We start from the raw sequence: 12,614 nt of genomic DNA on the forward strand, positions 1-12,614 counted from the left end.
GAATTGCAGATACCGCCCTCAAGAAACGTTGATTAGCGGTTGAGCGGCAAAACGGCTATCCCAGAGAATACCCGCTCACTCCGAGAGTTTTTATGTTCAGATCCGCTGCTTTGACCGCCCTGATATCCTGCCTGTTCGCCACCCAGCCCATGGCCGGTGAGGATCCTGTGGTGGTTGAGCTGTTCACCTCGCAAGGGTGTTCGTCTTGCCCACCTGCGGACCGGATCATGCATGAGCTGGCGAAACGCGACGATGTCATCGGGCTGGCGCTGCATGTCGACTATTGGGATTACATCGGCTGGAAGGACGAATATGCCGATCCTGATCACACGCTCCGGCAACGGGCTTATGCCCGCGAGAACGGAAAATCCATGATCTATACGCCTCAGATGATCATAAATGGTCAGCACGATATTGTCGGCGCTCAGGCTCAGGAGCTCGACCGTCTGATTGATGCGCATCTAAAGGCCGCGCCCGAAGCGGCGGTGACAGCAATCCGAGACGCTGACGAAGTGACCGTGAATGTGACGCCTGTGGAACTGCCCGAAGGTGAGACCTATGACGTACGTATCGTTCAGTATTCGCCTCTGCGCCATGCCTCGATCCGCCGTGGTGAACTAGCCGGGCGGGAGTTGGATTATGCCAATGTTGTTGAGACATGGCAGATTGCAGGCCGGTGGGACGGGAAAGCGCCGCAGACTTACTCGGCGCAGCTGAAACCAGAGTTGCCAGCCGTTGTGCTTGTGCAAAGGGCCGGTAACGGGCCAATTGTTGCCGCGACTTGGGCCAAATGATCAGGGCATGTCGTCCGGTTGAACGCCGAGCCCGTTCCAGCTTTTCCAACGCCGGTGGATCCAGAACCACTGTCCCATATGCTTCCGAACCATTTTCTCCAGATCATCATTGGTGAACTGGGTCATGGTTTTGGGATCAGTGTGCGGCACGGGATCATGCAGGATGATTTCAAAGTCGATGCCGTTTGGCTGGCGCACGGCATAGCACGGTATCAGTACGGCCTTGTATTTGATGGCCAGTTCTGCGTTCAGCACGGATGTCACGGCAGGCTTGCCGAAGAATGTCAGCTCTTCGCCCCCCAACGCATGCAGGTCGGACACGATAGCGATAATTCCACCGTTCTTGAGTGACCGAACCATTTCGACCATACCGCGCCGCCCCTGTTCGAACATCGGCGCGCCGGTTTTGTAAAAAGCTTCGACATAGGCGTCGTTGAAATAAGGATTCGCCATCCGCCGGTAGAGGCATCCAATCGGTTTGCCGCTGTGTTTCTGCAGGGCGACGCGTGCGGCCAGATAGTGACCGAAATGCGCCGTGATCATCATTACCGGGCGCCCTTCGGCAATCGCGGCGTCAAACGCAGCAATACCGGGCCCGGATATCTTGGCGTTCACCTGACGTTCGATGAAACCTTCGGGTGAGAAATGCTCCATTATTGCCCGACCGGCATTATCCGACACGTCTCGATAGATCTTTGTGATCTCGGCGTCAGATAAATCAGGGCAGGTGAGCTTTAGATTCCGGCGGACGCGGGTGCGAAATCCGACGACAGGTGCGAGGGTTTTCATGATTGCACCCATGGTTGCTATGCGCCTTTCATAAGGAAGCAGGCGCATAGCGCCGATGATTCCCTGCAGGAGCAGATTGGCGACATAGTATTTTCCAAGCTCAAACCGGCTGAGCTCCGACTTTTCGACGGGCATGGAGGTGTCTCACCGCGTGTTGCGAAATGTTGCCTCAGACATACAACCCGGTACCCGTAACCTCAAGCACCCAGGCGAAATGGCTGCCCCAGCGATCTGGCAGGTGCGCCTGTTCCTGCCTCAATCCACGCTTCCGTCCTCTTCCTTTTCAATCAGCACAATTGTTCCGGCGTCTGACAAGGCACGAACCGCCCCAACGATCTGGGTCATGGCATCTTCGGCCTCAGATTGCTTGACCCGCCCGCGTTCCGCGATTTCCTCGCGCAGGTTTTCTGCCATGCGAGAGGAGATATTCGACAGCAGAAACTCGACAGAAGCCTTGTCATCATCCGCGGCGGCACCGGCCAGGGCCGCGACCAGAACAGGCTGATCGACTTCCCGCAATATGGCTGGAACATCACGGGGCGAAATCCGGCTGGAGATATGGGCGAAGGTAAAGATCGCCTGGCGCACCAGATCGGCAAAATCGGCGTCGTCCTCATCCAGCGCGTTCAGCAGGTTGTCGCGCGTGGCGGAGGCAGACTGGTTCAGAATTGCACCCACCCGCGCGCCTGGACCGTCATTGAAGGCCTGAACAGGCCGCTGATCCAGCTGAGCAGCCAGTGACCAGCCGATCCGCTCAACCGCTTCGGGCGTGACATTTGCTGTTTTCGAGATTGCGTAGGTGATCCGCCGCGCCACCGGACCCGGCATGTGGCCCAGCATCTGCGCCGCCTGTGCCGTATCCATTTTTGAAAGCATCACAGCGGCCACTTCAGTGCTTTCCGCCTGTGCCATGGCCGCAAGGTCCTGGGCTGGTATGTCGCGCAGCCTTTGCCAGGGATCACCGATCTGACGAACTCCGGCAACTTTGCGCAAACGCGCGGCTGTCGCGGGTGTGATTTTTCCACTGACGGCATCCAAGGCCCCGGCAAGACCATGTGGAAAGGCCAGACCGACATTGTCCAGGGCTTCGCTGAATTCCTGTGCCACAGCACCCAGAGTCGTCCGGTCTACAAGGCCCATTTCCCCCAATTGATGTGTCAGTTTCTCTTGCAGGTCATCGGGAAGCTCCTCCAGCGGAAGATCGGCGCCGTCGTTCAACAACAGGCGCACGACGACAGCTGCCTTCTGACGGCTGGTCAAAGATCGGGGAACAAGGCGCGGGCTGTCGCCACCCCCTGCGGAAAATGGGGCCGAAGCCCCTTGAACCGTTTGAATCAATGCGTTGGTGTTTTGCATCTGCCTGTGGAGCCAAAGTTTTCGAACCACAGGCAGATTAGAGAGAGTCGGGTTAAATAACCCTGAACCTTAATAGCTGTATGTCAGGCCCGTTCGGATCGCTTCACGCAACGACGCCTCGGCCCAGGTGCCTTCTCCGCCACGGGCCTTTATTTCGCGCCATTGCTCGATCGCCAGATCGGTTCGGCCTTCGGACACAAACCCCTGCGCCATGTAGCTGCGCGCCAAAAGATTGTCTGGGTTGGCATTGATCGCGTTTTGATAAAAGACATTTGCCAGTTCCAGCTCGCCCATCTTGCGATAGGTGAAACCCCAATAGGTCAGGACACGATCGTCGTCCTGATCCATGATGCGCAGAATGTCCTGAGCGTGCCCGTATTGCCCGTCATACGCCAGTTCGCGGACCGCATCATACAGCTGATCATCTGTCAGGCTTGACTTGTCGGGTTTGACGCATTTTCCACGGGTTTCGTCATATACACGGCCGAACAGGCATTTCTTGGTTGTATTCGTAGGTTTCGGCGGGCTGCTGCTGTCACCACCTGCGGCATGGACAGCTGGCGCAAAGGCAAAGGCTTGCAAAGCAAGGGCAGAAGCTAACAAAAGGCGCATTTCTTTACTCCGTTCTCGGGGCTCTTATTGAAATCATAGTGTGATCTACAAAAAAGCTAACAGGGGAACGGTCGCTTTTATTCACGAACTGGACAAAAATTGTCAGCTGTTGACAGATTTCGCGCAGCTTTTTGTTTCAGTATCCCACGTTGTCCCGGGTGCGCAGGATTGGGTCTGTTTGGAATGTTGTTCGCAGGCAAGCCCGGCCGAGGCCACAAGAACCAGTGCCAATGCGCTTAGGAGTATTCGGATCATGATGTTTCCCTCGTATGGAAAAAGCACATGCAGGATACCGCATTTCCGTTGGTCTGGCAAAAAACAAGGGGGCACACTGCACGTGGCAGAGCACCCCCGGCTAACAGACTGAAAAGATAACCGTTATTCGCCAAACACGCGCGCAAAGATCGTATCGACATGCTTGGTGTGATACCCGAGGTCGAATTTCTCTTCAATCTCTGCAGGGCTGAGTGCGGCAGTTACATCAGCATCCGCCAACAGTTCCTCCTTGAAGTCGGTGCGGTGTTCCCAAACCTTCAACGCGTTGCGCTGTACCATGGCATAGGCGTCCTCACGGCTGACACCTGCCTGGGTCAGTGCCAACAGAACGCGCTGGCTCATGACCAGCCCGGGGAACTTGTTCATGTTCTCGATCATGTTTTCCGGGAAGATCAGCATCTTGTCGATCACGCCTGTCAGGCGGGCCAAGGCAAAATCCAGCGTGATTGTGGCGTCCGGCCCGATCATGCGCTCGACCGATGAGTGCGAGATATCGCGTTCGTGCCAGAGCGCAACATTCTCCATCGCCGGTATTACGGACGCGCGGACCATGCGCGCCAGACCGGTCAGGTTCTCGGTCAGCACCGGATTTTTCTTGTGCGGCATCGCCGAAGAGCCTTTCTGGCCCATCGAGAAGAACTCGGCCCCTTCCAGTACCTCGGTCCGCTGCATGTGGCGGATTTCGATGGCGATGTTCTCGATGCTGCTGGCGATGACGCCCAGCGTGGCAAAGAAGGCCGCGTGGCGGTCACGTGGAATGACCTGCGTGCTGATCGGCTCAGGCACCAGTCCCAGCTTGTCACAGACATGTTCCTCGACTGCGGGGTCGATATTGGCAAAGGTACCAACTGCACCGCTGATCGCTCCGGTGGCGATTTCCGCACGTGCGTCACGCATCCGGGACAGGTTGCGGTCCATCTCGGCGTAGAAGCGGGCAAAGGTCAGACCCATGGTTGTCGGTTCGGCGTGGATGCCGTGGCTGCGTCCGATACGAACCGTGTTCTTATGTTCCATCGCGCGGCGCTTGAGCGCGGCCAGAAGCCCTTCCAAATCGGCAATCAGGATGTCGGCGGCGCGGGTCAGCTGTACGTTGAAACAGGTGTCCAGCACGTCCGAGCTGGTCATGCCCTGATGCACAAAACGCGCCTCTTCGCTGCCGACATGCTCTGCAAGATGGGTCAGGAATGCGATAACGTCATGCTTGGTAACGGCTTCGATCTCGTCGATGCGGGCGACATCGAATTCCACATCCTTGGCTTTCCAGACGGCTTCGGCATTTTCACGCGGGATCACGCCCAGATCTGCCATGGCATCGCACGCGTGCGCCTCGATCTCGTACCAGATGCGGAACTTGGTCTCGGGCGACCAGATGGCAACCATGTCGGGGCGGGAATAACGGGGAATCATAGGCGACGGCACCTTTTTTGCAGATTGGATGAGGCGTTGGCGCGGGGTTTAGCCGCGTGCGGGGTAGGGAACAAGATGCGAGAGCGAATATGAGACGGTTTGCCCTGATTCTTATCGTTTGTTCGGGCTTTTCAGCAGCTGACGGGTTCGGAAAACTGTCCTGCAAAGGACATGGCACGATAGTGACGGGCAGGGTGCCGCAAAAAGACAGGTTTTGTACCTGCACTAGTTCTCACCGGATCATGCTGCCAGTTGGGGTGGATGCCCGTCTTGCCCTTGCTGCCAAGCGATGCTGGACAAACAGCGCTTTGACAGTTCAATCTGAACGGAAGGAACTAATCAGGTTATTGAGATATGCGTTCATTTTCATGTTCGATACTTGCCCTCTGTGGTGCATTTTACGTCGGCACAGCTGCACCAGCACTGGCTGACACCCCCGTGACCTACACCGAAGAAGGCCAAGCGCTTTTTCGGTTCGAAGTGCCCGACTTCTGGATTCTTCGCACCGGCGGCCCGCGCGAGATTGAGGATACCGGACTGGGCGACGCCCGTGCGGTCGCACGGGTTATAGGGTTCCGGCCGGTGACAGACGACGCGGTGTGGATGGGTTTCGTATCACCTGCGGGGGTTGGAACAATTCAGGGCGGTGTCCGGTACCTGCAGGATATCGACAGGTTTCTGGTCAAAGACCCGACGATGACCAGCACCAGCGATACCCGTATTGGCGGGTTGCCAGCACGCGTGTTTCGAGGCACCGGGCACCGGGACGGCAAGGGGGTAAGCTTTACCGCCACCGTCATTGACCTTCCGCAAGGCCGGGTTGCCATAGCAGTTGCCATTCTGCGGGACGGAGCAGACCCGAGTTTTGCTGATGATCTGAACGCCGTATTCGCCTCGTTCCGGGCGCTTCAGTAAGGGAGGGGGCGATGAGCATTAGACTGATCAAAAGGATGTCCCTTGCGCTGGGGTTGGGGATCGCGACTTTGACGCTGTCGGCCTGTGACGGTGTGACAGTTGGGGTCGGGTACGGGTATGACCCGTTTTACGACTCGATGCTGTGGAACGACTACTACCATGACGTGGATGTGGACATTGACATAGATCGCCCCAACCGGCCTGATCGACCAGTGCGCCCCGAGCGTCCGAAACCGCCTGTTGCCAAGCCTCCCGCGCGCCCGCGCCCACCTGTGGCGCGTCCGCCGGTTGCCCGCCCGCCCATTCATCGACCGGGCCCGCGACGCTAAGGAACAAAAGGCCGCCTGTCAGGCGGCCTTTCTTATGAAAGAAGCTCGGTCGTAATGTGGGCCGAGCCTTCAAGCGTCCGGTGAACCGGGCACTTGTCCGCAATCTCAAGCAAACGTTGCCTTTGCTCCTGATCCAGCGGGCCGCTCAGGCGGATTTTCCGGCGAAACTGGTCCACCTTGCCGTCATTCACCAATCCGGCATCCTGCGCGTGAACCTTGTCATGACACACATCGACGCTGACATTTGTCAGGGGCCAGCCTTTGCGCCGGGCGTACATGCGTATTGTCATCGACGTGCAGGCCCCCAGACCGGCCGAGACAAAGCCATAAGGCGACATACCCTTATCGGTACCGCCATAAGATGCGGGCTCATCCGCGACCAGATGGTGGTTTGGACCGGCCTGAATATCCTGTATGAACCCGCCCGGATCTGCTTCGGTTATGCGCACAACGCCCTCTGGCGCACCCGGTGGCGGCGCGGGTGGGCACAGTTTCACATAGCGCGAAACCCAAGCGGCAATGACATCGGCCGCATATTCGGCGTCAGAGGCACGGGTGATCAGGTGATCGGCATCGTCAAGGGTAACAAAGCTTTTGGGGTGTTTCGCGGCCAGAAAGATCGCGCTCGCATTGTCGATGCTGACCGTTTCGTCGCGTGGGGCATGAAGGATCAACAGGGCAGCTTTGAGGTCGGCGATTGCAGATGACAGGGCCGATTTGGCAATGTCGTCCACAAAAGCTTTGCCGATGCGGAAGGGGCGACCACCCAGAGAGACCTCGGCACTGCCATCCTCTTCGATCTGAGGCAACGCGGCCTCAAAGTGATGCGACACATGGGCGGGGTCCGACGGTGCACCCAATGTCACGACGGCTTTTACAGTGGGAATACCTGCCCGCGCCCGCAACACCGCCGCGCCCCCAAGCGAGTGGCCGATCAGCAGGGCAGGTGCCATGTTTCGACCGGCCAGATATTGCGCGGCTGAAATCAGATCCTCGACATTCGAAGTGAAGGTCGTATTGGCAAACTCGCCTTCGGAATGGCCCAGTCCGGTGAAATCGAACCGAAGCACCGCGATACCCATGGCAGCCAGACGGGCGGAAATGCGCCGGGCGGCCGGTATATCCTTGGAGCAGGTAAAGCAGTGGGCGAACAGGGCCGTTGCCAGCACGGGTCCATCCGGCAAATCCAGTCGCGCCGCCAATTGGCTGCCGTCATGTCCGGCAAAAGTGATGCGTTCCGTGGGCATGTCGGCTCCTTGAATGGTACGGGGGAACACGCCCAATACTGTGTATTTGCCCCTTGGGTCACAACCCTTAAGTCACACGCGTAACAGGAAGGTGAGAACAAACGGGCGTTGCACGGACGGCGCAAGATCCCTGTCGCCTTCGGGCCGCATGACGGCGGAGCTCTTACCTTCTTTTATTATCAAGAATAGTGATGGCGATGCAAACAAACATTCGTTTCACTTATGATCCTCCTCATCCCATCTGTGGTTCCTGAAAGCTGAAACAGGAGACACAGATGTCACATGCAGATATTACGCCCCAGATACCCGACCTGCGTTCACGTATGATCCTGGCTATTGTTCTGGTCGGCCTTGCCGGGTTCGCGGTCGGCCAATCCTGGCCCGCGCCCCAAGGTGGTTCACAGGTTCAGGTCAGCCCTGCCACGGAAGACTGGCATGGAAATGTCCGCCGGTCCCATTGGTCGAATTGAAGGCCCGGCCTTATTCGATCCCCATCAATTGGGGGTCAAAGGGATATCTGGACAGGTTCTCAAACCCGGTTTCGGTAATGAGAACCTGATCCTCAAGCTTGATGCTGAAATCGCCACCGACTTCGCCAACGCAGGCTTCGACGCACAGCACCATGCCGGGCTCCAGCGGATAGTCATAAGCGCCTTCCACGGCTTTGTCCGGATACGCGACCAGCGGCCATTCATCACACAATCCCACTCCGTGCATCAGGCAACCGTATTTCTGCGCCTGAAACTTGTCGTCAAGCCTGTGCGACCTGGCGGTAAGTTCCGGGATCATCACACCGGGCTTCAGCATCTGCATGTTGGTCATGATGTGTTCATGCGCGTGCTGCATGGCATAGATCATGTCAGGGCGGGGCTTCTGGTCGCCAATCCACCATGTGCGCGAGATATCGATGCATATTCCGTAGGACCCGATCAGATCGGTGTCGAAGGCGATGATTTCGTTTTGCTGCGTGATGCGCGGGCCGCATTCCTGGAACCACGGGTTTGTGCGTTGGCCTGACGCCAGCAGCCGGGTTTCGATCCATTCGCCACCGCGACGGATGTTTTCCGCGTGCAGAACAGCCCAGATATCATCCTCGGTAGTCTTGCCATTGCCGACATTGGCGCGTGCAAAGCTCTCCATCTCCGCCACAGCGGTTTCGCAGGCGTGATTGGCACAGCGCATGGCCAGAATCTCATCCGGTCCCTTCACGGCACGGGTTTTTTCGGTCAGCTCTTCGCCTTCCATGACCTCAAAGCCCTGCGCCTCAAGCGCACGCAGACCGTGCAGCATGATCTTGTCGACGGCCAAACGTTTGTTGCCGCCACCATGCGCATCGATCAGCACGCGCACCTCGTTCGAAAAGACATCTGCCGCGATATCCACCTTGTCGCCACGGTCGAAGTAAAACAGGTCCGCACCTGAACGCTGTTCGCGCACCAGCGGATTGAACGTGCTGAGGAAAGGCGAGTTCTTGTAGTCCCATATCACCATATAGCCATCGGCACATAACAGCACTGCGCGAAACGGGTTATGCGTATTCCACAACTGCATGTTCGTGCTGTCGGTCGCATAGCGGATGTTCAGCGGGTCAAAAACCAGCAAACCTCCGTATCCGCGATCAACGATGGCCTGCGTCAGACGCTTCCAGCGATGTTCCCGCATCCGTGCAAGATTGGGCAGCTCCAGACCTGCCTCAGCCCATTCGTCAAAAGCCAGCTGTGTCGGTCCGATCTCGATCCGGTCATTTTCGTTTGGCGTGCCATCACCCAGCGTAGCGCCTCGGCTGGGGTCAATCTTGCGCGTGTCTCGGTAATGCTTGTTCATGACGGACCTCGTTGCTTGTTCAGTCAAACCTAAGGTGCCCATGTGGATCGTCTTGGAAAAATGCGACGGCGATCCTGTCGTTTTCGACCGACAAATATTTCGACCCATGCTAAGTCGCTGGTATGAATAAAATTCTGCAAGATAAAATACCGTATGATGTCGGCGACCCGCGTGCTTTGCCGGGTATCCAGCCTGCAACGATGGAAAACTGGTTGCATCGGGACGAGGCTTTTGCCGGTCAGATGCGACGCCGGGAAAAGCTGCTGACGGAACGCCGTGATGACGTTCTGGCGCTTGATCCGCAGGCAGAACCCGCCGCTCGGGAACTGCTCGACCTTGTGCTGTCGCAGGTCTATCCCAATGCAGCTGAAGAAGTCGTCAGACCCGATGGTGTAACGGTCGCGGTCGACCGGACCCAGCCGCTTGATACATTGTGCAGGCTTGTACAGGAGGATTTTTGCATCCTGCAAAAGCGTGGAACTGCACATGTTTTGACCGGCGCAATCCTGTGTTTCCCGGCCAGTTGGCTTTTGTCCGAGAAATTCATGCGGCCGCTGATCGACATTCATGTGCCGGTCGCAAGTTACGACGAAAATATCGCCAAGCGGGTGCAGCGCCTATTCGACGGGATTCAGCCCGGTCGCCCACTTTGGCGTTTTAACGTGCTTTGGTATGAAGACGCCGAGTTGTTTCAGCCCCGAAGCGCAAATGACAGGCGTTCAGTCACAGATCGACGTCAATCGTCCTACCTGCGAAGTGAGCGGCAAACCCTGCTGCGCTTGCCGAAAACGGATGCGGTCGTTTTTTCGATCCACACTTATGTTCTGGCCGCGAACTCGGTTCCCAAAATGGAAAACCCCGCCTGAAGGCGGGGCATCCAAGGAGGGTCTTCTGTAATTCTCTTATCGGCCCAAGGCGGCCGCAACATCGGCAAACGCATTCGTTGCATTCAGCGCAACTATCGCGAAAGTAAAGACAAGTACCTGTGTGTTGAGGCGAAAATCCTCACCCCGGATCAGATTGACGGCAGCCATTGACAGGGCAATCGGGGTCGAAACGCCTGCCAGTACACCCGTCATGCACCAACTGCTGAGACGCAAAACGTCGCTTGGCTTTACGACCCCATCTTCGTCATCCAATGTTTCCTGACCTGGCCTGTTAGTATCTTCACTGCGAAACGCAATGCTGAGCAATTGTTCATCTGTCAGTTGGATCGGGCGGGCCGCAGGCGTGTGAAGAACACTAATGGTGTCTTCGTTCTCGGGCACATTCACTCCCGAGAATTGCCCGGTCAGCGACTGGAAAATCTGTTTTCTGTCGCGTGTTCGACTGGGGGCCAGAGTGTCAAAGGCGCTCATGAACTGTTCGACAGTCAGAACCGTGTGTGGCGACAGCCATTCAACGCGCCGGGTCGAACAAATGTCGACCATGCGATACAGAATGACGACCATCATCAGTTCCGAAATCTCGGAGTCATCCAGCAGGGGTGAGACCGGCGTGATCGAAAGAACCAACCTGTTTTGCGGATTTGCGGCGCGGGGTTTTGTTATCGTTTTTAACCCCGCGGCGCGATCCATACGCTCGTACCGGTCTTCCTGCTCGGGGGTGCCTGTATCCAAGGTCAGTCGCACAAGATACTGGCTTGAAACAATGCTGGCTTCAGAATTGCTTAGCAACGCCTTGCGTTCGACCAGATGGCCGTAATCTTCCAGCGTCGTGGCAACGATTGTGCCAAAACGCTCGATCGCGCCATTTGCGTCGCCATTAAATTGCAGGCCGCCATGGTAGCTGTGCTTCCGAGCCACTGCACTGTCCTTTTTTGCGTACTGTTCAGCAAACACTGTAACAACCATTCGTGAGGAGAATTTGGCGGAAAATGCAAAAAAGGTGATTTTGCTCCGCTATTGGTTACGCATTGGAAACCAAGAAACTAAAGGCTTTTGTTTGTCACTGTGGCGGAAATGTGGCGAAAGCGGGTGCGGAGTGTGTTTTTGGTGCGACCGGGCTATTGGTCGATTCGGGCGGCCATGATTGCTATGGATTGCTGATAAACAGAGGCCGCGTTCCACTGTTGCAGAACTCGAAAATTCGGCTCCCCTGGCTGATAGCCACGCCCCGGCTTCCACCCTTTCTTGCGAAGAAAATTGGCGGTCGAGGCAAGCGCATCGGTCATGTCATAGAAGTCCACCCGACGGTCGCCAGTGGCATCGACGCCATAGGTCAGGGCGTTGCCCGGCAGGAACTGAGTGTGACCCAACTCGCCATGTTTTGCCCCTTTTGTCGCCACGGTAATGCTTCCTGCGTCGACCAGTTTCAGTGCCCCGATTGCGTGCGGAACAAAGAACTCGGATCGGCGACAATCATAGGCCAGTGTCGTGATTGCGGAAACAACCTGACTGTCTCCCATGAAGGTGCCAAAGCCGGTTTCCATGCCGTGAATGGCGATCAGAACGCCCGCCGGAACACCGTATTGCCGTTCAAGCGCAGCGTAGAAACCTGGATTGGTTGCCTTGCGCTTGCGCCCTTGCGAGACGATTGCATCAGCACCTCTGACACGCATGAATTTGTCCAGCGTGTATTTGAAGCTTTTCTGATTGCGATCCGCCGCAATTGTGCGCGTGGCGTATTGCGACTGGGCAAGCGCCTGAAGTCCCTTCTTTTTCACACCAGCCTTGCGGGCCTGCTGGGCGAAATCGGCCTTCCAGGCCTCGAACCCCGCGCTGGTATTCCCACAAGGCGCGGCCAGAAGGGGCGAAGACACAAGCAGGGCGAATAATACGTAAAGGCGAAACATGCAGATAATCCGGTAGTGTTGAAATCTGTGACCAACCTACCTTGAGCTTTGAATTGGGCAAAGCAGTTCGTTGGAGTTGCGCCAACCGCTCCTACTCAAGTTAGTTGATTGATCTGAGGAACGCCTTTGAAGGGTTTCAGATCCTCAGCATCGTGCACTGAGCAGGAGCAAACGTAAAAAGGTGATTAATCTGCGCTGTGGCGCCAGAAAAGGCTGAACAGCGACGGACCCGCGCAAATGAAACAGGGGCGCCCGTATAGGCGCCCCTGTA

The 12,614-nt window shown here is 56.8% G+C and carries 13 protein-coding genes; 5 read left to right on the forward strand and 8 right to left on the reverse strand.

Translation table 11 applies throughout. The features are described from left to right. Positions 1-92: 92 nt before the first annotated feature. On the forward strand, positions 93-794 hold the full coding sequence (locus I9188_RS00845) for a DUF1223 domain-containing protein (protein ID WP_209503516.1): 702 nt from the start codon (positions 93-95) through the stop codon (positions 792-794). Here the strand turns inward: I9188_RS00845 and I9188_RS00850 are convergent, their stop codons facing one another. The 4 genes from I9188_RS00850 to purB form a co-directional block, all read right to left on the reverse strand. Next, positions 795-1,718, reverse strand: coding sequence for a lysophospholipid acyltransferase family protein (locus tag I9188_RS00850; RefSeq protein ID WP_209503518.1), 924 nt, complete (start codon positions 1,716-1,718; stop codon positions 795-797). It abuts the gene before it with no gap. Between the two features lie 120 nt (positions 1,719-1,838). Beyond that, positions 1,839-2,939, reverse strand: coding sequence for a FliG C-terminal domain-containing protein (locus I9188_RS00855; RefSeq protein WP_209503520.1), 1,101 nt, complete (start codon positions 2,937-2,939; stop codon positions 1,839-1,841). Positions 2,940-3,008: 69 nt separating this feature from the next. Beyond that, positions 3,009-3,551 carry a tetratricopeptide repeat protein gene (locus I9188_RS00860; protein WP_209503522.1) on the reverse strand — a complete coding sequence of 181 codons (543 nt, stop codon included), beginning with the start codon at positions 3,549-3,551 and terminating at the stop codon, positions 3,009-3,011. Positions 3,552-3,929: 378 nt separating this feature from the next. Next, complete coding sequence (gene purB / locus I9188_RS00865; RefSeq protein WP_209503524.1) at positions 3,930-5,234, reverse strand: adenylosuccinate lyase; 1,305 nt, start codon at positions 5,232-5,234, stop codon at positions 3,930-3,932. A gap of 354 nt (positions 5,235-5,588) precedes the next feature. Here purB and I9188_RS00870 point away from each other — a divergent pair, with 354 nt between their 5' ends. Both I9188_RS00870 and I9188_RS00875 read left to right on the forward strand, forming a co-directional pair. Then, on the forward strand, positions 5,589-6,149 hold the full coding sequence (locus tag I9188_RS00870; protein ID WP_245220395.1) for a hypothetical protein: 561 nt from the start codon (positions 5,589-5,591) through the stop codon (positions 6,147-6,149). An 11-nt stretch (positions 6,150-6,160) separates the two neighbouring features. Next, on the forward strand, positions 6,161-6,478 hold the full coding sequence (locus tag I9188_RS00875) for a hypothetical protein (protein ID WP_209503526.1): 318 nt from the start codon (positions 6,161-6,163) through the stop codon (positions 6,476-6,478). Between the two features lie 32 nt (positions 6,479-6,510). On the opposite strand, the gene I9188_RS00880 is transcribed toward I9188_RS00875, so the two are convergent. After that, positions 6,511-7,725, reverse strand: coding sequence for a bifunctional alpha/beta hydrolase/OsmC family protein (locus I9188_RS00880; protein ID WP_209503528.1), 1,215 nt, complete (start codon positions 7,723-7,725; stop codon positions 6,511-6,513). A 275-nt stretch (positions 7,726-8,000) separates the two neighbouring features. Between I9188_RS00880 and I9188_RS00885 the strand changes: the two genes are divergently transcribed. Continuing rightward, positions 8,001-8,195 carry a hypothetical protein gene (locus I9188_RS00885; protein ID WP_209503530.1) on the forward strand — a complete coding sequence of 65 codons (195 nt, stop codon included), beginning with the start codon at positions 8,001-8,003 and terminating at the stop codon, positions 8,193-8,195. 10 nt (positions 8,196-8,205) lie between these two features. Here the strand turns inward: I9188_RS00885 and dddP are convergent, their stop codons facing one another. Then, entirely contained in the window at positions 8,206-9,549 is a 1,344-nt protein-coding gene (dddP, locus tag I9188_RS00890; RefSeq protein WP_209503533.1) for a dimethylsulfonioproprionate lyase DddP, read from the reverse strand. Positions 9,550-9,671: 122 nt separating this feature from the next. Between dddP and I9188_RS00895 the strand changes: the two genes are divergently transcribed. After that, on the forward strand, positions 9,672-10,415 hold the full coding sequence (locus I9188_RS00895; RefSeq protein WP_209503535.1) for a DUF3445 domain-containing protein: 744 nt from the start codon (positions 9,672-9,674) through the stop codon (positions 10,413-10,415). 36 nt (positions 10,416-10,451) lie between these two features. On the opposite strand, the gene I9188_RS00900 is transcribed toward I9188_RS00895, so the two are convergent. Together I9188_RS00900 and I9188_RS00905 are read right to left on the reverse strand one after the other, a co-directional pair. Next, positions 10,452-11,354 (reverse strand): hypothetical protein, encoded by a 903-nt coding sequence (locus tag I9188_RS00900; RefSeq protein WP_348540307.1) that lies wholly within the window; start codon positions 11,352-11,354, stop codon positions 10,452-10,454. A gap of 200 nt (positions 11,355-11,554) precedes the next feature. Continuing rightward, a complete protein-coding gene (locus I9188_RS00905; protein WP_209503538.1) occupies positions 11,555-12,343 on the reverse strand; it encodes a lytic murein transglycosylase in 789 nt (262 codons plus the stop codon). Positions 12,344-12,614 lie beyond the last annotated feature (271 nt).

The organism is Ruegeria sp. HKCCSA071, from assembly GCF_017872555.1.
GTDB lineage: Bacteria > Pseudomonadota > Alphaproteobacteria > Rhodobacterales > Rhodobacteraceae > Ruegeria.